Below are 19,284 nucleotides of genomic sequence, written 5' to 3' on the forward strand. Positions count from 1 at the left end.
TTTTGTGAAAGGGCTTTCATTTCGACGATTTCGTATTATTCGGGAGAAATAGTAGCGCTGTGCTTCCATATTGTGACGATTTGAAGGAATACTCTGGGAAAATCGAGATTATGGGGCAACCCGTATTTGCCGCCCCTTGGGGATGATGCTACACTTCTTCTCATAGCTGAAACGCTTTCGGAGCCATCATTCCGCTTCGAAAGCCATTTTTGCTTTTGCGGCCCTACAGCCGTATTCCATGAGAAAAAAATGTGTCGGCAGAGGCTTTGCGCGGAAAGGAAGCGCTCTCGCAGCAAAGCCGGAGAAGGAGGATCTCCATGGAAGTATTTAAGCAGCTGAAGGAGTTTTACTGGTCGGAACGAAGGTTTCTGTATGCCTCGATCGTTTGCTTGATGACGGCGACGGCGCTGGGACTCGTCTATCCGAATCTGCTTCGGTACTTGATCGACGAAGTGATTTCGAAAGGGCAGTTCTCGGCCGTCCCGTACTTGGCGCTTCTCGTCGCCGTCGTGATGATCGTCAAGGCGACCTTTCAGTTTCTGCACGGCGCGACCAGTGCGCGGCTCGGCAATCAGACCGCATTCAATCTGCGGGCCGCACTTTACCGGAAGCTGCAATATTTGTCGTTTCAGTATTACGACAAAGCGCGCACAGGAGATTTGATGTCGCGCCTTACAGCCGATCTGCAGGCCGTACGGGATTTTATCGGCTTCGGCTTCGTCCAGATTTTGAACGTGATCATGATGTTTGCTTTCGGCGTGATCATGATGATGTCGATCAATTGGCAGTTAACGCTTCTCACCATGATTTGCATGCCGTTCCTCGTCTACACGGCGATCCGGTTCGAGGGGAAAATTCATCCGGCGTTCCGGTCGATCCGTCAATCGATGAGCAGCATGACGACCTCCGTTCAGGAAAATATCACCGGGGTGCGGACGGTCAAATCGTTTGCGAGAGAGCCGCATGAAATTGACAAATTTGCCGAACGAAACGGAAATTACAAGGAAAACAACGTGTTGACCGCGGGCATTTGGGCCAAATATTTTCCTCTGATGGAGCTGTTCGCCAACCTGAGCGTAGTCATTCTGCTCGGAGTCGGCGGCTGGATGGTCATCAACGAAAACATTTCGCTCGGGGAGCTTGTCGCCTTTTTCAGCTTGATCTGGTACATCATCGGTCCGATGTGGGGGATCGGTTTTCATATCAACAACTTCACGCAATCGAAAGCGGCCGGCGAACGGCTGATCGAGGTGCTGCATCAATACGAACACGTGAAAAATAAAGAACATGCGCTTGTTTTGCAGCCGGATCTGGTACAGGGCCACGTCCGGTTCGACAACGTGACGTTTGCGTATACGGATAAGCAGCCGGCGCTCGCCGGCTTCAATCTCGATGCGCCCGCCGGTTCGGTCATCGGTTTGCTTGGCGGTACAGGCTCCGGGAAATCGACCGTCATTCAGCTCCTTCTGAGGGCCTACAATGTGAAGGACGGCCGGATCACGCTCGATGGAACGGACATCCGCGACATTTCGCTGGAAAGTCTGCGCAGTCAAATGGCAATCGTATTCCAGGAGACGTTTCTGTTTTCCTCGAGCATTAAAGGCAACATCGGTTACGGTGTCAGCGACGTGACGATGGAAGAGGTCATTCAGGCGGCCAAGCTGGCCAAAGCGCACGATTTCATCATGGAGCTGCCGATGGGCTATGATACGATCGTCGGCGAACGCGGCCTCGGGTTGTCCGGCGGACAAAAACAGCGGATTGCGATTGCGCGGGCGCTGTTGAAAAATCCGAAAATTTTAATTCTCGACGATGCCACAAGCGCCGTAGACATGGAAACCGAGCACGAGATTCAACGAGGCTTTGAAGAGGTGATGAAGGGCCGTACGACATTTATTATCGCGCACCGCATCTCTTCGCTGAAGCATGCGGATGAGATTTTGGTGCTGGATGAGGGCCGCATCGTGCAGCGAGGCACCCACGCCGAGCTCATGAAGCAGGAGGGGCCGTACCTCGAAACGTACAAAATTCAATTTGCCGATCAGCCGGACGATATCGATGCCGACACGGAGTCGGCACACAGCGCGGCCGCTTCTGCAGAACAAGTGAAGCACGACGAGGCAGCGGCGGAAATGGCTGCCGCCTCTCAAGTCAACGTAAGGGGGCTCGCACATTGAGCGGACAACGGAACAATCCATCCGGCGGTTCGAAGCCCGGGGGCGAGGAACTGCTGAAATCCCGGTTCGTCTATCAAGACGACGAGGAGCTTGACAAAGGGTTCGATTGGGTTCAGGTCAAGCGCGTCGGCAAATATATGAAGCCGTATGCGAAGCAAATGGCGCCGGTCATTCTGCTTATGATGGCCGTCGGCGCACTGACGAAGCTGCTGAATCCGCTTCTGATCGCCTTCGCGATCGACAACGCGCTGAAGCAGAAGGACGGCCGGCTGCTCGCGCTCTGCGTAGGGGCCATGTTCGTGCTGTATGTCATTCAGTGGCTGGCGAACAACTATCGGATCCGATATACGAACGAGATCGGCCAGCGGATCATCTACGATTTGCGCCACGATCTGTTCAGCCATATTCAGCGGCTGTCGTTCCGGTTTTTCGACAAACGTCCGGCCGGCTCCATTCTCGTTCGCGTGACGAACTATGTGAACTCGCTTCAAGACTTGCTGACGAACGGCGCCGTCAACCTGATGATCGACTGTGTGCAGCTGATCGGCATCATCTTCATCCTATTATTTTATAATGTCAAGCTGGGCGCAGCGATCATTGTCACGGTTCCGATCATGTTCCTGATTTCGACACGGCTGCGCGTGAAAATTCGCCGTGCCTGGCAGGTCGTCCAGACGAAGACGTCGCGCATTAACGCTCATTTGAACGAGTGCATCCAAGGCATCAAGGTGACACAGGCGTTCACGCAGGAAAAGCAGAACATCGCTTATTTCGAGCAAATGAATCAGGATAACCATAAATCGTGGAACCGCGCATCGACCTTGAACCAGTCGTTTAACCCGATCATCGAGGTCACCGGGGCGGTCGGCTACTTTATTTTGTTCCTGCTTGGCGCTTATTTCATCCAAAGCGGGGAAATGACCGTCGGCTTGTTCGTAGCCTTCGCCTCTTATATCGGCAGCTTCTGGGAGCCGATCAACCGGCTTGGCCAAATGTATTCGCAGATGCTCATTGCGATGGCTTCGTCGGAGCGAATCTTCGAATTTATCGATGAGCAGCCGAACGTGGCGGAGAAGGAAACGGCCCGGCCTCTGCCAACGATTCGCGGAGATATCGACTTCAAGCAGGTGGAATTCGAATATGAGCCCGGACGGCATGCGCTTCAACGGATCGACCTGAACGTGAAGGCGGGTCAATCGATCGCGCTCGTCGGCCATACCGGTTCGGGCAAAAGCACGATCATCAACCTGCTTTGCCGCTTTTATGATGTAACGGGCGGCAGCATTGTTATCGACGGACACGATATCCGCGACGTGACGATTCAAAGCTTGCGTTCGCAGATCGGAATCGTGCTTCAAGATACGTTCATTTTCTCCGGAACGATTCGTGGCAACATCCGATTCGGGCGACTCGATGCGACCGACGAGGAAGTGGAAGCGGCGGCCAAGGCTGTCCGCGCGCACGAGTTTATCGTGAATTTGCCGAACGGCTACGATACCGAGGTGCAGGAGAGAGGGAACGTGCTGTCGATGGGGCAGCGCCAGCTGCTCTCGTTTGCCCGGGCGCTTTTGGCGGACCCGCGCATTCTCATTCTGGATGAGGCGACGGCCAGCATCGATACGGAGACGGAGCTGAAAATTCAAGAAGCGCTCAAGACGCTGATGGCAGGACGGACGTCCTTCATTATCGCTCACCGGTTGTCGACGATTCGTCATGCCGATCATATTCTCGTATTGGATCACGGACGGATTATGGAGCAGGGCAATCATGAGGAGCTGATGCGCCACCAAGGCATTTATCACGGACTAATTCAAGCGCAGTACCGCTTTTTGAAAGAAACGGGTTAACAGATGTTGGCGGGTGTGATATGATTGTTAACGTGAACATAACTCATCGGAAGCGCATTTGGCTGGCATGATTCTGCTTCATGCGCTCTCTCCATCCAAAGGAGCTGACATCGTTTTGAAAAACAAGTTTGCGGCACAATTGTATACGTTGCGTAACGAGCTGGAGCAGGATTTTCCGGGCGTGCTGCGGGAATTGAAGCGTATGGGCTGGAGCGGCGTGCAAATTTCCGGACTGCGGGGCTATACCGCAGAAGAAATCGCCGCCGTGCTGAAGGAGACGGGGCTAGGCACCGCAGGAATGCATGTCAGCTACGAAGCGCTGCAAAACGAGCTTGAAACGATCGTCGAGCAGGCCAAGCTTTTTGGTACGCGCGACCTGATCTGCCCGGCCATCGCTGCCGACCTGCGCAACGAAGAAGGATATCGGGCGGTACGCGCCAAGCTGAACGAAGTGGCGGCCAAGCTCGCTCCGCTCGGCTTCCGGCTGAGCTATCATAACCATGCGTTCGAGTTCGAGACGACCGTTAACGGAGGTTCGGCGCTCGAATATTTGCTTGAGCCGTCCAAGGACAATGCCGTGCTGGCCGAAGTCGACGTGTATTGGGTGAAAAAGGGCGGCCTCGATCCGCTGTCGTTTATCAGACCTTATGCCGGCCGCATGCCGATCATTCACTTGAAGGATATGTCGAATGACGAGCGCCAGACGTTCGCCGAAGTGGGTACGGGCGTCATCGATTTTATCCCGATTCTGCAATGGGGCGAAGCGAGCGGTATCGAATGGTACGCGGTGGAGCAGGACGTTTGTCCGGGCAACCCGTTGGACAGTCTGCAAATCAGCTTAACCAACCTTCATCGCATGGCCGATCGACTGGCGTCCAAGTAAACGGATCGCGATACCCTCGTCGTTTTTGCGCAGGCAGAAACGTCGGGGGTTTTTTGTTTTTTTGTCTACTCGCCGTACCTTTGACATATACATGGGGAAGTGAACTTGTTCGCCGGTCCGAACAATCGAAACGATCCGTTACGGGGAGGGAAGGACGTTGAAAAAGCGCATCGTTACACCCGGCTTGCTGCTGGAGCTGGTGCAATGGGGAACGGCCTTTGCGGTCATCGTCGCCGTCTTGATCTCGGGCCGCTGGTTCGCGAAGGTACAGCCGGTCTATCGGTTTGACGTATTTTTGGACGATCAGCATGTCGGGACCGTCAGCGATCCGGAAATTATCAAGCAGTGGAAGGCGGCCCGGTACGAAGAAGTTGGCCGGCAGTACGAACATGCTCGCGTTACGTCCAATCTGGAGCGGCTTCGGTTCGAAGGAAACAAAACGTTCCAAGGCGCATTCGACAATGATGCGGTGATCGCCGCGCTGAACGATAAGCTAGTTTTTGCCTTGTTTGCCACCGAGATTCGGATCGACGGCACGACGGTCGGCATCGTCAAGGACGCAAATACGGCCGCAGCCCTTTTGGATCAGGTGAAGGCGCCTTTTTTGCACGAGTCCAAGGAGGTTGCGGTATTGTCTAATGCGGGCCCCGGAAACCCGCCGAAGGTAACCACGTCCGCCGAATTTACGCAGGACGTGCAGCTAGTCGACACAGCCGTCGCTCCGGGCAAGGTGGAGCCGGGCGAGGCCGTGCTGAACCGGATTTTAAGCGGCGCCGCCCAGCCTCTCACGTATACGGTGCAGAAAGGAGACTGTATCTCGCTCATCGCGCAGAAGTTTCAAGTCGCTGCCGATGTGATCCGGGCGAACAACCCGGGGATTAAGAAGGATTTGATCCGCGTCGGACAGACGCTTAAGCTTTCGGTCCAACAGCCGCTCTTATCGGTCAAGACCGTCGAGACGCGCACCGAGCAGGTCCGGATAGCGAGCGGCATCGTCTACGAGAAAGACAGCGGGCTGCAAGCGGGGGTCATCCAGATCGTCAGCAACGGCAAGCCCGGCTGGAAGCAGGTGACCTACGAGTCCGTCCGCGTGAACGGGGTGCCCGCAAGCCAGTCGGTAGTTGACGAAACGATAATTGAATTGCCGGTACGGACGGTTGTGAAGCAAGGGACGAAGGTGATTCCCGGCACAGGTACGGGCAAGTTCGCCCTGCCGGTGCTGCAGCCCAAAGTAACGAGCGAGTTCGGACGGCGCTGGGGGAAAAATCATAACGGTACGGATTTCGTTTCGGAGCAAAAGGCGATTATGGCCGCCGATCACGGGAAAGTAACGTTTGCCGGCTGGAAATCGGGTTACGGCAATTGCATCGTCATTGATCACCGGAACGGGTACGAGACGCTGTACGGGCATCTTAGCAAAGTCGGAGTCCGCGAAGGGGACGGCGTCAAAAAAGGCGATAACATCGGCGTGATGGGCAGCACGGGTAATTCGACCGGCGTCCATCTGCATTTCGAGATCATCAAGAACGGCCAACAGCAAAATCCGCTAAAATATTTAAGCGTCTGACTTGCCGTTTGACGCTTTTTCTTCGCGTGTCGCTTGCCTCTATTTAACCTCTCCTTCAATCCTCTCTTCTCCTCAAAGTTTGCAAATCGCGCGGCAAACCGCTACTCTAAAATGTATAGTTACTGAAGGGAACAGTCCTTGCAAGCTAAAGCTGCCGAAACTGGGGGGAGAACGCATGAAATCCACGCGATGGTTGTGGCGGACCGTCGGCATTGCCGCGCTGTTGTCGACAGTGCTGTGCGCTGTCGGATTCGCCTACGGCATCAATCAGATTATTTTTCCGAAGCCCGTTGCGCACGACGCAACAGAGACCCCGCAGCAGCCCGCTGCGAAACCGAAAACGGACAATTGGGAAGCAAAGGAGCAGATCCGCATCGTGGCGCTGGGAGATTCGCTGAGCGCAGGTACCGGCGATTTGTCGGGCAAAGGATATGTCGGCGGCGTAAGGGACAAGCTGGAGAAGCAGCTGGGCAAGCCGGTGTTCGTTTACAACAATTTTGCGATTCCGGGCTATCGGACGGCCGATGTGCTTAGAGATTGGGACCGGAAATCCGACATCGCCAAGTCGCTCGCCGACGCCGATCTGGTGCTGCTGACGATCGGCGGCAACGATTTGTTCCAGGGCGGCTCAGGCATCTTTGGTTCGGGCGACGGAACGAACGGGACGCCCGGCGCGGAAGGTACAGGCGACAGCACGACAGGCGCGGACCCTGCAAAAGGACAGCCGCCGCAAGGCACCGAGACGCCGAAAAGCACCCCCGGCTCGCCGGATCAGGAAGCCGGCGCGGGCTTCAATCCGAACGCGGCGGCGGAGCGTATCCCGGACGCAATGAAGCGTCTGGAGCAAATTTTCGACCGGGTCAGCAAAGCCAGTCCGCAGGCGCGGATTTTTTACGTCGGACTGTATCATCCGTTCCTCGATCTAGACCCTGAGCGCGAAGGAGCTCCGGTCATCCGGCAATGGAACGCGGCGGCGTTCGATTTGGCGAACCGGTACCCGAACATCACGCTGGTGCCCACGTATGATTTGTTCGAGTTGAATTTGAGCAAATATTTATATACGGACCATTTTCATCCGAACCAGGACGGCTACGACCGGATTGCGGATCGGATCGTCGATATTTTGAGGTAGCAGGGAGGACGGGAAAGCATGACTCAGGCCGGGGAACAGCATCGGAAAGGAAGAGACGCGGACATTGTTCTGGCGGTCGATAACGTAAAGAAAAGGATCGGCAAGCGGCTGATCATCAAAGGCATTTCGTTCGAGGTGCGAGCCGGGGAGATTTTCGGCTTTCTCGGACCGAACGGCTCGGGAAAAACGACGACGATCCGCATGCTGGTGGACTTGATCAAGCCGACGGAAGGCTCGATCCGCATCTGCGGCTACGACGTGCACAAGGAGCATAACGAAGCGCTGCAATATGTCGGTTGTATCGTGGAAAATCCGGAGCTGTATTCGTACCTCAGCGGATGGGAAAACCTGGAGCATTTTGCCCGGATGCTGCCGGGCGTGGGCGAGAAGCGAATCCGCGAAGTGGTGGACATCGTCGGCATGGATGCCCGCATCCACGACAAAGTTAAAACGTACTCGCTTGGGATGAGGCAGCGTTTGGGCATCGCCCAAGCGCTTCTGAACGATCCGAAACTGCTCATTTTGGACGAGCCTACCAACGGTCTCGATCCGCAAGGGATTAAGGAGCTGCGCGAATTTATACGCCAGCTGGCGGAAACCGGGCTCAGCCTGTTCATTTCCAGCCATCTGCTCAGCGAAATTCAGCAAATGTGCGACCGCGTCGCCATCATCAGCCACGGCGAGGTGATTACGGTCGGCGAGGTATCGTCGCTTGTGGACGAATCGGTCAGCACGGTGGTCTGGAGCGCGCTTCCGGCGGAGACTGCGCTAAACGTTCTGCAGTCGCATCCCGAGGTGCAGTCGGTATCGTTCACGGATGAGGCCGGGACGGAAGCCGGGGTGGCGAAGCTGGCTGCTCTGCAAAAGCCGGAGTCGATTCCGGAGCTGTCGAGGAAGCTTATGGAAGCGGGCGTTGCGCTCCACGGCATCGAAATCAAGCATCCGACCCTGGAAGATTTATTCCTGAAGCTGACGGAGGGTGAGCGCATTGGTTAGTTTGTATCCGCTGATCAAGAACGAATGCATCAAAATGATCAAGAAAAAGCGGCTGCTCGTCGTGCTGCTTATTTTGGCCGCGATCATTCCGATGTTCACCTATGCGCAAATGAAGGTGGCGGAGAACAACCGGAAGCAGTTCGGGACGACCGACTGGCGGGTCGAGCAGCGGCAGAAGATTGTCGACTATACCCGCAGTCTCAGCAGCGGACGCGTGCCCGAGGAATGGAAGCAGTGGCGCCGCGTCGAAGTGAAGCTGGCCCAGTACTATTTGGATAAAGATGTGAATCCGGCCGAGCCGAACGGGGTAACCTTTACTAGAGAGTTCGTCAAAAATGCCGTAAATCTGTTCATTCCTCTCATGGTTATGGTCGTTGCCGCCGATATGGTTTCCGGGGAGCATACGACGGGGACGATCAAGCTGCTGCTGACGCGTCCGGTCCAGCGCTGGAAAATTCTCCTGAGCAAGCTGCTAAGTTTGATCTTGTTCACCTCGTTCATCGTGATTGCGACAGGAATTTTATGTTATCTTATCTCCGGCGTCGTCTTCGGATACGGAGGCTGGGACATGCCGGTCTTCTTCGGGTTTCAGGTGAAGGGGACGGAGGTCGACTTCTCGTTCGTCCGTCCGGTAGACCAGTGGCTGTACCTGATCATGGAGTTCGGGCTGGTCTGGTATGCGGCGCTTATCGTCGCGGTGATGACGCTGATGATCTCGGTGCTCGTGCGCAGCACGGCGGCGGGAATGGGCATCATGCTGGCGCTGCTCATCTCGGGCACGATCTTGACAAATATGGTATCCTCGTGGGAAGCGGCCAAATATTTGTTTATGGTCAATTTGAACTTGACAACGTATCTCAGCGGGACGCTTCCGCCCATCAAAGGCATGGATTTGCCGTTCTCCTTGGCGGTGTTAACCGTATGGGGAATCGCTTCAGTGATCGTCTCGTTTGCGGTATTCACGAAAAAAGATGTATTGAACTAATCCGTTCAAATGTTATAATGTTGCGGAGACATAGGTGTTTTTAGGGAGGCTGCGATGGCGGATCAACTCGATTTGTTTGGAAAAACGACAGCAGCGCCGGCGGACTACGGTGCAGACGATATCCAGGTGCTCGAAGGACTGGTGGCGGTGCGCAAGCGGCCGGGGATGTATATCGGCAGTACCAGCACGTCCGGGCTTCACCATCTGATTTGGGAAATCGTCGATAATGCCGTGGATGAGCATCTGGCCAAGCATTGTACGCAAATCGACGTGACGATCCATAAGGATCAGTCCGTAACGGTGTACGACAACGGCCGCGGCATTCCGACCGGCATGCACAAAACGGGGATTCCCACACCGCAGGTGGTGTTTACGATGCTTCATGCCGGCGGCAAGTTCGGCGGCGGGGGATATAAAAAGTCCGGCGGCCTGCACGGCGTAGGCGCTTCCGTGACGAATGCGCTGTCTGAATGGCTTGAAGTGGAAATTTACCGCGAAGGCAAAACACACCGCCAGCGGTTTGAATATTGGGTGGACGAACAAGGCAGGGAGCACGTCGGAGAGCCGGTCACCGGTCTGGAAGTGATCGGTACGACGCGCAAAACCGGAACAAAGGTGACGTTTAAGCCCGACAAACGCGTTTTTCAGGGCGGAACGACCATCAATTTCGATACGCTCTACGAGCGGCTGCAGGAAATCGCCTTTTTGAACTCCGGGCTGAAGGTCACGCTGACCGATCAGCGCGCGGATAAGCAGGAGGAGTTTCAATACGAAGGCGGCGCCAGCCAGTTCGTGCAGTTTTTGAACGAGGAAAAGACGGTGCTGCACGACGTCATCCACTTCGTGGCGGAGAAGGACGAAATCGAAGTTGAAGTGGCGATGCAGTATAACGACGGCTACACGGAGACGCTCGTTTCCTTCGTCAACTCGATTCCGACGCGCGGCGGGGGAACGCACGAAACGGGCTTCAAAACCGCCTATACCCGCGTCATGAACGACTATGCGCGCAAGAACGGGATGCTCAAGGAGAAGGAAAAAAACTTGGACGGGCAGGACCTGCGCGAAGGCATGATGGCGGTCATCAATATCAAGATGGGCGAGGTCGAATTCGTCGGCCAGACGAAAGACCAGCTCGGCAGCGCTTCGGCGCGGAGCGCGGTCGATTCGGTCGTCTCCGATAAGATGGCGGTATTTCTCGAAGAAAATCCGCAGGTCGCGCAGATGATCATGAAGAAGGCGATCCAGTCGGCTAAAGCGCGCGAGGCGGCGAGAAAGGCGCGGGAAGAGGTGCGCAGCGGCAAGAAGGGCAAGAGCGAAAGCTCGAACCTCGGCGGCAAGCTGACGCCGGCGCAATCGAAGGATTACACCCGCAACGAGCTGTTCATCGTCGAAGGGGATTCCGCCGGCGGGTCGGCGAAGCAGGGGCGCGATTCGAAGCATCAGGCGATTTTGCCGCTCAAGGGCAAGCCGATGAACCCGGAGAAAGCCAAGCTGCTCGATATTATGAAAAACGACGAATATAAGGCGATCATCGCCGCGATCGGCGCCGGAGTCGGCCCGGAATTCGACGAGTCGGAAAGCAATTATGCGAAGATTATTATTATGACCGACGCCGATACCGACGGCGCGCATATTCAAGTGCTGCTTCTGACGTTCTTTTACCGGTACATGAAGCCGCTCATCGACGCGGGCAAGGTATATATCGCCCAGCCTCCGCTGTTCAAGGTGACGAAAAAAGCGGGCAAGAACACCGTAGTCCGCTACGCTTGGACCGACGAGCAGCTGCAGGCGCTAACCAAGGAGCTCGGCAAAAATATCGAGCTGCAGCGTTACAAAGGACTCGGAGAGATGAACCCCGACCAGCTCTGGGAAACGACGATGGACCCGGCGACGCGCACGCTGCTGCAGGTGCAGATCGAGGATGCGGCCAAAGCCGAGCGGCGAGTATCTACGCTGATGGGAGATAAAGTCGATCCGCGGAAGCGCTGGATCATCGAGAACGTGGACTTCACGGAATTTGAAGAATAAACGGGGGGCCTTTTGTGAGTATCCTGGAAAATTTTTTGCCGGCCTTTCTGGAAGAGGTTGTAGGCGACCGGTTCGGCCGGTATTCCAAATATATCATTCAAGACCGCGCGATCCCGGACGTGCGGGACGGGCTGAAGCCGGTGCAGCGGCGTATTCTGTACGCCATGTACGATTCGGGGAACACGCCGGATAAGCCGTACCGCAAATCGGCGAAGACGGTCGGGGACGTGATGGGCAATTATCATCCGCACGGCGACGCCTCGATTTACGAAGGCATGGTGCGGATGGCGCAGCCTTGGAAAATGAGCCATGTCCTGGTCGACGGACACGGCAACTGGGGCTCGATGGACGACGACCCGCCGGCTGCGATGCGGTATACCGAGGCGCGGCTGTCCGAAATCGCGATGGAGCTGCTGCGGGATATCGAGAAGCGGACGGTTCAGTTCAAGGACAACTTCGACAACACGACGAAGGAGCCGGTCGTGCTGCCCTCGCGGTTTCCGAATTTGCTCGTTAACGGCGTCAGCGGCATTTCGTCCGGCTTTGCGACGGAAATTCCGCCGCACAGCCTGCGCGAGGTGGTCAATGCCTGCATTGCGTTGATTGATAAGCCGGACAGCACGCTGGAGGATTTGATGGGCGTCATCAAGGGCCCGGATTTTCCGACCGGCGGCATTATTATGGGCTCGGAGGGAATACGCGACGCGTACCGGAGCGGCCGGGGCCGCATCTATGTGCGGGCGCGCACGGCGATCGAGGACCTGCGCGGCGGACGCCAGCAGATCGTCATCACCGAAATTCCTTATCAGGTTGTGAAATCCCGTCTGGTGACGGCGATGGAGAATATCCGTCTGGAGAAAAAGATCGAAGGCATTGCAGAGGTCCGCGACGAAAGCGGACGCGAGGGTCTTCGGATTGTCGTCGAGCTGAAAAAGGACGCGGATGCGCAGGGGATTTTGGCCTATTTGCTTAAGAAAACCGACCTGCAGGTAGCCTACAACTTCAACATGGTCGCCATCGTCAACAAGACGCCGAAGCAGCTCGGGCTGCGCGATATGCTGGAGGCCTACATCGACCATCAGAAAGAAGTGGTCACCCACCGCTCGCGATTCGAGCTGGAGAAGGCGGAAGACCGCGCCCATGTGCTCGAAGGGCTGGTCAAGGCGCTCAATATTCTGGACGAGGTTATCGCCGCGATCAAAGCGTCGAAAAACCGCCAGGACGCCCAGAACAACCTCGTCGCCAAGTTCGGCTTTACCGAGCGGCAAGCCGATGCGATTTTAACCTTGCAGCTGTATCGTTTGACGAATCTGGAGATTCATTCTTTGGAAAAAGAATGGAAGGACGTTCAGAAAACGATCGCGTACCTGAAAGGGATTCTTGGCAGCGAGAAGAAGCTTTTGGCTGTCATCAAGGATGAAATGTCGCAAATCCGCGACAAGTACGGCATCGACCGGCGGTCGGACATTCAGGACGAAGTGGAAGAGCTTAAAGTCAATCTGGAAGTCATGGTGACGGCCGAAGACGTATTCGTTACGCTTTCCAGCGAAGGCTATATCAAGCGTACGGGCAAGCTGTCGTTCATCCGCTCCGGCGGCGAAATTGACAAGACGGGACTGAAGGAAGGCGACTATCTCCGCTATCTGCTCGATGTCAATACGTTGGAGAGCCTGCTTATTTTCACGCAGAAAGGGCAGTACTTCCTGCTTCCGGTGCATCAAATTCCGGAGTACAAATGGAAGGAAAACGGCACGGCCATTGTCAACGTCATTCCGATATCCAAGGACGACCGCATTATACACGTGCTGCCGGTCAAGGATTTCGAGGAGCCGGGCAAGTCGCTTGTGTTTGTTACGCGCAAAGGGCAGGTCAAACGGACCGAGCTGAAGGAATATTTTACGAACCGTTCGACCGGTATCGTCGCTTGCAAGGTGGGCGATCAGGACGCGGTGATCGATGTATTGCTCAGCACGGGCTCAAAGGAGCTGCTGCTGGTGACGAAACAGGGGATGGCCATCCGCTTCAAGGAGGACGAAGTGAATCCGATGGGACGCGCCGCTGCCGGGGTTCGCGGCATTCAGCTGAAGGACGACGATGAGGTCGTTGCCGCCGATTGGATCGACGGGGACGAAGGAGAAGTCGTCGTCATGACGGAGCTTGGATATGCGAAGCGTTCGCTAGTCGCGGATTATCCCGTTCAGGGACGCGGGGGCAAAGGGATTATTACGTTCGAATTCAAGGAAGGCAAGCGGGTAAAGCCGAACGGATCGGAGCTGAAAGGCGCTTTTGTTGTTAAAGAGCCGTTCGACCTGACCGCCATCCTCAGTACGGGCGGAAGAGTGACGCTTTCGACCGAGCGGACGCCGATCGATGACCGCAAATCTACAGGGAAATGCGTCGTACCGGTCAATAAAAATGAAACGGTAACGGACATTTTGAAGATTACTTAATCATAGCTGGTGTACTGCGGCTCGAGCTTTTCGAGCAGCTCCAGCATCAATTGCAGAACGGCCCATACCGGCATCGAATCGTCCAGCTTTTCGAGCCAGTCTGGGTCGTTTATGATTCCTTTGAGCAATGCGGTTTCTCCGATTTTGCGCTTCCAGTCTTCCATTCCTTCCACTCCTTGTCTTCCATGGATTGACAAGCTCCGCGTATAGGCGAACGTCCCATGTGCAGTATATGTTGAACTCCGTCAAAAGGTACCCGATTTTATCGTTTTATGTCCTAAAATATTCATGGGGTTAACCTTTAAAAAGACGGAGGTCAATGCTATAATTAGGGAAAAGATTGGTCTTTCGGGAGTGATGATCGTGATAACTCAGGAATTTGCCAAGCTGTGGTGGAAATTGTCCAAAGATTTGCGTACGCATATGGAAACGGAGCTTGCTCCGACGCTGACGGAAGGGCAGCTTACGGTGCTCGAAAGGCTGCTCGCCTCCGAGCAGGACCGCATGAAGCCTTCGGATTTCATCGAGTTTTTGGCGACGACGCCCGCGGCGATTACGACGCTGCTTGACCGGATGGAAAAGAGCGGGTTAATCGCAAGAGAGCGGGACGAGAAGGACCGCCGGATCGTGTGGGTATTGGTAACGGAGAAAGGACGCTTCGAATGCGAACGCGGCGTGCAAATCCGCGAACGCTTTTTGCAGCAATATTTGAGCCGCATTTCCTCGCACAATCAGCAATTGCTTGTATATTTGCTGGGCAAGGTTGCCAATGCTTAACGGTTTGGCAACCTTAAAATACGAAAATATGTTCTCATTTATCGTGTCGTATGGTATAATGTGGATGCAATAGGAAAAGGCACTCAAGGACGGTTGGCACACCCCTGCCATGAATGGGTTCGCATCAGCGAATCCGGAAGGAGGTGATGCCATGGAAGTAAAGGATGCCGTAACGTTGATGTTCATGTTCGGCATGTTTATTCTCGCTTTACTTTCCTACTTAAAAAAGAAGTAGACCTCCCTTGAGCCTTGGAACCCGAGAGGTCTACCGCTTGGTTATTCCTTGCGCCGATCGCCTTGAGGGCAATCTATTGTAGCGAGGTCGCGGATGCTGGAACATTCGCGGCCTCTCTGGTTTGCAGGCAATAACTTTTTTGGTAAATCCATCATACCATATTCCCGCTTGCTTTGAAAAGACGTTCGGCGATTTTGTACAACCTTGTCGGATAGCGGCGCTTGGCCTTTTTCCAGCTTCGGCATATATGCGCGAACGCCGCTCATAGACTTATATACTGGGGCAAACGAACGTCGACGGATTCGATTCGGAAGCAAAGGAGTGTGTTCGATGGATAGACGAACTTCGGAGCATCGCGGCTATGCGTATGTGCCGCAGCCGATTAGGGAGGATGGGGCAGGCGCAACCGATCCTGGACCGCGGGATGTGCTGCGGGATCTGGAGAATCCGAACATGCTGGTTCCTCCGGTAACCGACGCCGGCACGGTTCCGAATCTGAAATTTTCATTCTCCGATACCCACATGCGGCTGGAGCATGGCGGATGGTCCCGGGAAGTGACGGTAAGAGAGCTGCCCGTATCGACAACGATCGCGGGGGTTAATATGCGGTTGACGCCGGGAGGCGTGCGGGAGCTGCATTGGCATAAAGAGGCGGAATGGGCGTTCGTCATCATCGGCAGAGCGCGCATCACTGCGGTCGATCAGAACGGGCGGAATTTTATTGCCGATGTGGGCGCCGGTGATCTGTGGTATTTTCCTCCCGGCATCCCGCATTCGATCCAGGGGCTGGAGGAAGGCTGCGAGTTTCTGCTCGTGTTCGATAACGGCAGCTTCTCCGAGAACGATACGTTCACCATCTCCGATTGGCTGGCGCATACGCCAAAGGACGTGCTGGCCGCGAACTTCGGCGTGCCCGAAGGCGCTTTTGCCCATATTCCGAAACAGCAGCGCTACATGTACCAGGCCCCGGTCCCGGGTCCGATCCCGACGCAGCAGGTTCCCGATCCGTACGGTACCGTCCCGCAGAGCTTCACGTACAGGCTGCTTGCGCAGGAGCCGATCCGGACGCCGGGCGGAACGGCGCGCATCGTGGATTCCAGCAATTTTCCGGTCTCCGTGGCTATTGCCGCCGCGCTGGTAGAGATTGAACCGGGAGGCATGCGGGAGCTGCACTGGCACCCGAATAGCGACGAATGGCAATATTATCTTACGGGTCAGGGCCGGATGACCGCATTCGCCGCGAACGGCACAGCCCGCACGTTCGATTACAGAGCCGGCGATGTAGGCTACGTGCCCGCCGCTTTCGGCCATTATATCCAGAATACCGGCAGCGACACGCTGTGGTTTCTGGAAATGTTCAAGAGCCCGCGCTTCGCCGATGTGTCGCTAAACCAGTGGATGGCGCTGACGCCGGGCGAGCTGATTCAGGACACTTTGCACGTCGGTCCCGAGCTGCTGGGAGCGTTGCGAAAGGAAAAGTGGCCGGTCGTCAAATACCCGAGGTTTTAAGCGTTTGGCTGTATGACGCCCCAGAGGTTTCCGCTCGGATCGTAAAATTTCAGTACCCACCCGAACCCTTCGTCCTTGTAAAAAGCAATTCGCGTGCCTGCAGCATGCAGCTTGTCGTAAAGAGTATGAATATCCGACGTACGATACAGCAGCACCGGCATCGTTTCTCCGCGGACTGTGAAATTGGCGTGCGTTTCCTCCGGCGTTTCCCACAGCATCAGCATCGGACCGGAATGCAAGGTTAGAAAGGCGTGCCTTCCTTCCGTCAGCTCCTCCAAGCGGAATCCGAGATGATGCGTATACCACTGAACCGCCTCTTTCACGTTGCGGACGGGAATTTGCATATGCTCTAAACGTTCTAGCATAGGATAATGAAGCCTCCTTAGGACCTGCGGTGCGGCTGGAAGCTACCCGGTCTTTATAGATTTGGAATACTATTCCACCATCATAACAAACATTTGTTCTTAGGTAAATGAGCTTTCTCTATTCAATCGAAGTGAAACTAACGTAGGATAAAGCGGCCGGCCGGATGGGTCGATCGATTCATTTTTTAAAAGAAAAGAAGGAAATGCATTCCATCTATCGAAGTTCATGCTCCTGTATGCCATACCTTACATACTTACAAGCAGGAGGAACTCTATGACAAAGAAAAACACCATGATGACGATGGCGCTGCTGGCCGGTTTTGCGGTTGCGAACGTCATCCCGGCAAGCACCGTGCCTCAGGCATATGCGGCAAGCTACGACAAGTCGTTCATCCAGGAGATCGAGGATCGGTATGAACGGCTGGAAGCGAAATACCGGGGGATGTACGAGGAAGACAAAAAGAAATCGACAGCGGCTTACGATGCGTTCTACGAGCAAATTCATAGAGAACAGCGCACGTTGGATAAGCTGCTCGAAGAGGATCTGGATTACTTGACGACGCTGCTGGATAAGGATCATAAAAGTTTGGCCGAGCAATACAGCGGCAGCAGCTATCGCGACGCGTTAAGCGCGTACAAGCGGGAAATCAACCCGAATTACTCGTCTGGGGCATTATGGAAATATGCGACGGGCAACAACGAGAACTATTCGTCGAGCACGCATTGGAACTTCGCTACGCAGATCAATGAAAATTACAGCTCCGCGCTCATGTGGAAATACCATAACGAGAACAATCCTAATTATTCGGGCAGCACCATGTGGGACTTTTCCAACGAAATGAACCCGAACTATTCCGGCAGCAAGATGTGGGAGCTTCATAACGAATCGAACGAGAATTACTCCGGCAGCACGATGTCGAAGTACCGCCTCGGAAATTTATCGCGGGCGGAAGCGGAGGAGAAAATCAATAAAATCTTGACCGATGGCGAAAAAGACCTGCAGGAGATCCGCGACAAGGCCGTCGCTTCTTTGGAAAAAACGCAAAAGAACACCATTCAAGAGCTGACGGCGCTTCGCGATACGACGGTGAAGAAGGTGCTGCGCCAGCGCGCCGATTCCCTGGAGGAAATTATGGCGCTCCGCAAGCGGCATTTCGGCGGGGCACTGGAGATCAAGCCGCTCTACATTAGCTTCGATGCCATCAAGGTGATGATTGACGGGGAGCTTCAAACCTTCGAGCAGCCTCCGGTCAACAAGGACGGCAGCGTACTGGTGCCGATGCGTGCGATTTTCGAGCGGCTCGGCGCGGTGATTTCCTGGAATGAGACCGAGCGCTCGGTAACGGCTACCAAAGGCGGCACGACGATCTACCTGCAAATCGGCAGCACTCAGCCGACGGTGAACGGGACCGTGAAGCCGCTGGAAGTTCCGGCGCAGCTGGTCAATTCCAGCACGATGGTGCCGGTGCGCTTCATCAGCGAAGCCCTTGGCAGCGAAGTAAGCTGGGACCAGGCGGCCCAGACGGTGTATATCAAGACAAAATAAAGACCTTCTATGGAAAAAGCAAAACCTCCGTCACCACCTGAGTCGTGGTTTCGGAGGTTTGTCGCATTTCACAACGCTTATACCGCCCCTGCGGCTTTGAGGTCCCAGAGCAGCCAAGGAAAGGCTCCAGGCGGCTCCGACGTAAAGCGGAGCGCTTCCTGCGTGACCGGATGCGTGAATTCGAGCAGGGTCGACCAAAGCGCGATCTGCTGCCCGGGCTTCGCCAGAGCACCGCCGTACCGCTGATCGCCAACGAGCGGGCAGCCGATGGCTGCAAACTGGACGCGGATTTGGTGCGGCCGTCCGGTGTGCAGCTCGACCTGCACGAGCGATAAGCCGTCCCGGCCGGACAGGACGCGGTAATCGAGTACCGCCTCCTTGGCGCCGGTCTTCGAAGCGGGAACGACGGATACCCTATTGGTTTTCGTATCTTTCAGCAAATGATGCCGCAGCGTTCCTTGGGGCTCTTTGGGCCTCCCGTTAACGACAGCTATGTACACCTTGCGGATCGCGCGCGTACGGACCGCATCGGAGAGCCGGGAGGCCGCCTTGGAGGTTTTGGCGAATACCATAACGCCTCCTACCGGCCGATCAAGCCGGTGGACCAAACCGAGATACACGTTGCCCGGCTTCCGGTGCCGCTCCTTCAGATCGGCTTTGATCAGCGTCAATAGGTCAGGGTCCCGGGACGCGTCCTCCTGCGTCGGAACGTTCGGCGGCTTAACGACGACGATCACGTGATTGTCCTCGTACAGCACCGGCACGTGCGGATGAGAGCCGCCCATAC

At 55.4% G+C, this 19,284-nt stretch carries 16 protein-coding genes; 13 read left to right on the forward strand and 3 right to left on the reverse strand.

The window, feature by feature from the left end; genetic code table 11:
* The first annotated feature begins 317 nt into the window (after positions 1–317).
* The 9 genes from PEH01S_RS22695 (at position 318) to gyrA (ending at position 14,065) form a co-directional block, all read left to right on the forward strand.
* Positions 318–2,177, forward strand: a complete 1,860-nt coding sequence (locus PEH01S_RS22695) for an ABC transporter ATP-binding protein (RefSeq protein ID WP_127488181.1) — start codon at positions 318–320, stop codon at positions 2,175–2,177.
* Complete coding sequence (locus PEH01S_RS22700) at positions 2,174–4,024, forward strand: ABC transporter ATP-binding protein (protein WP_127488183.1); 1,851 nt, start codon at positions 2,174–2,176, stop codon at positions 4,022–4,024. Before PEH01S_RS22695 ends, PEH01S_RS22700 begins: the two co-directional genes overlap by 4 nt.
* 115 nt (positions 4,025–4,139) lie before the next feature.
* Positions 4,140–4,907: a sugar phosphate isomerase/epimerase family protein gene (locus PEH01S_RS22705; protein WP_127488185.1), complete on the forward strand. Its 768-nt coding sequence runs from the start codon at positions 4,140–4,142 to the stop codon at positions 4,905–4,907.
* Between the two features lie 157 nt (positions 4,908–5,064).
* Complete coding sequence (locus tag PEH01S_RS22710) at positions 5,065–6,474, forward strand: M23 family metallopeptidase (RefSeq protein WP_127488187.1); 1,410 nt, start codon at positions 5,065–5,067, stop codon at positions 6,472–6,474.
* A 175-nt stretch (positions 6,475–6,649) separates the two neighbouring features.
* Positions 6,650–7,606, forward strand: a complete 957-nt coding sequence (locus PEH01S_RS22715; protein WP_246063038.1) for a GDSL-type esterase/lipase family protein — start codon at positions 6,650–6,652, stop codon at positions 7,604–7,606.
* A gap of 18 nt (positions 7,607–7,624) precedes the next feature.
* Positions 7,625–8,602 carry an ABC transporter ATP-binding protein gene (locus PEH01S_RS22720; protein WP_127488189.1) on the forward strand — a complete coding sequence of 326 codons (978 nt, stop codon included), beginning with the start codon at positions 7,625–7,627 and terminating at the stop codon, positions 8,600–8,602.
* On the forward strand, positions 8,595–9,587 hold the full coding sequence (locus PEH01S_RS22725; protein ID WP_025852232.1) for an ABC transporter permease subunit: 993 nt from the start codon (positions 8,595–8,597) through the stop codon (positions 9,585–9,587). The genes PEH01S_RS22720 and PEH01S_RS22725 overlap by 8 nt, the downstream gene beginning before the upstream one ends.
* Before the next feature lie 54 nt (positions 9,588–9,641).
* Positions 9,642–11,615: a DNA topoisomerase IV subunit B gene (gene parE, locus PEH01S_RS22730; protein ID WP_025852234.1), complete on the forward strand. Its 1,974-nt coding sequence runs from the start codon at positions 9,642–9,644 to the stop codon at positions 11,613–11,615.
* A gap of 14 nt (positions 11,616–11,629) precedes the next feature.
* Positions 11,630–14,065, forward strand: a complete 2,436-nt coding sequence (gene gyrA / locus PEH01S_RS22735) for a DNA gyrase subunit A (protein WP_127488191.1) — start codon at positions 11,630–11,632, stop codon at positions 14,063–14,065.
* Here gyrA and PEH01S_RS34725 read toward each other — a convergent pair.
* Positions 14,062–14,229, reverse strand: a complete 168-nt coding sequence (locus PEH01S_RS34725; protein WP_164827989.1) for a hypothetical protein — start codon at positions 14,227–14,229, stop codon at positions 14,062–14,064. The genes gyrA and PEH01S_RS34725 overlap by 4 nt on opposite strands.
* 193 nt (positions 14,230–14,422) lie before the next feature.
* On the opposite strand from PEH01S_RS34725, the gene PEH01S_RS22740 reads away from it, so the two are divergent.
* The 3 genes from PEH01S_RS22740 (at position 14,423) to PEH01S_RS22745 (ending at position 16,586) form a co-directional block, all read left to right on the forward strand.
* Positions 14,423–14,842, forward strand: coding sequence for a MarR family transcriptional regulator (locus PEH01S_RS22740; protein ID WP_407669471.1), 420 nt, complete (start codon positions 14,423–14,425; stop codon positions 14,840–14,842).
* Positions 14,843–14,993: 151 nt separating this feature from the next.
* Positions 14,994–15,077: a putative holin-like toxin gene (locus PEH01S_RS35875; protein ID WP_220389023.1), complete on the forward strand. Its 84-nt coding sequence runs from the start codon at positions 14,994–14,996 to the stop codon at positions 15,075–15,077.
* Positions 15,078–15,407: 330 nt separating this feature from the next.
* Positions 15,408–16,586, forward strand: a complete 1,179-nt coding sequence (locus tag PEH01S_RS22745; protein WP_127488195.1) for an oxalate decarboxylase family bicupin — start codon at positions 15,408–15,410, stop codon at positions 16,584–16,586.
* Here the strand turns inward: PEH01S_RS22745 and PEH01S_RS22750 are convergent.
* Positions 16,583–16,951 (reverse strand): VOC family protein, encoded by a 369-nt coding sequence (locus tag PEH01S_RS22750; RefSeq protein ID WP_025852240.1) that lies wholly within the window; start codon positions 16,949–16,951, stop codon positions 16,583–16,585. The two genes, PEH01S_RS22745 and PEH01S_RS22750, sit on opposite strands and share 4 nt — an antisense overlap.
* Positions 16,952–17,225: 274 nt before the next feature.
* On the opposite strand from PEH01S_RS22750, the gene PEH01S_RS22755 reads away from it, so the two are divergent.
* Positions 17,226–18,497: a stalk domain-containing protein gene (locus PEH01S_RS22755; protein WP_127488197.1), complete on the forward strand. Its 1,272-nt coding sequence runs from the start codon at positions 17,226–17,228 to the stop codon at positions 18,495–18,497.
* Positions 18,498–18,574: 77 nt separating this feature from the next.
* Here the strand turns inward: PEH01S_RS22755 and PEH01S_RS22760 are convergent, their stop codons facing one another.
* The gene (locus PEH01S_RS22760) at positions 18,575–19,282 is read right to left on the reverse strand and encodes an RluA family pseudouridine synthase (protein ID WP_127488199.1); all 708 of its coding nucleotides are present in this window, start codon (positions 19,280–19,282) and stop codon (positions 18,575–18,577) included.
* Positions 19,283–19,284: the final 2 nt, after the last annotated feature.

Source organism: Paenibacillus ehimensis NBRC 15659, from assembly GCF_004000785.1.
Lineage (GTDB): Bacteria > Bacillota > Bacilli > Paenibacillales > NBRC-103111 > Paenibacillus_G > Paenibacillus_G ehimensis.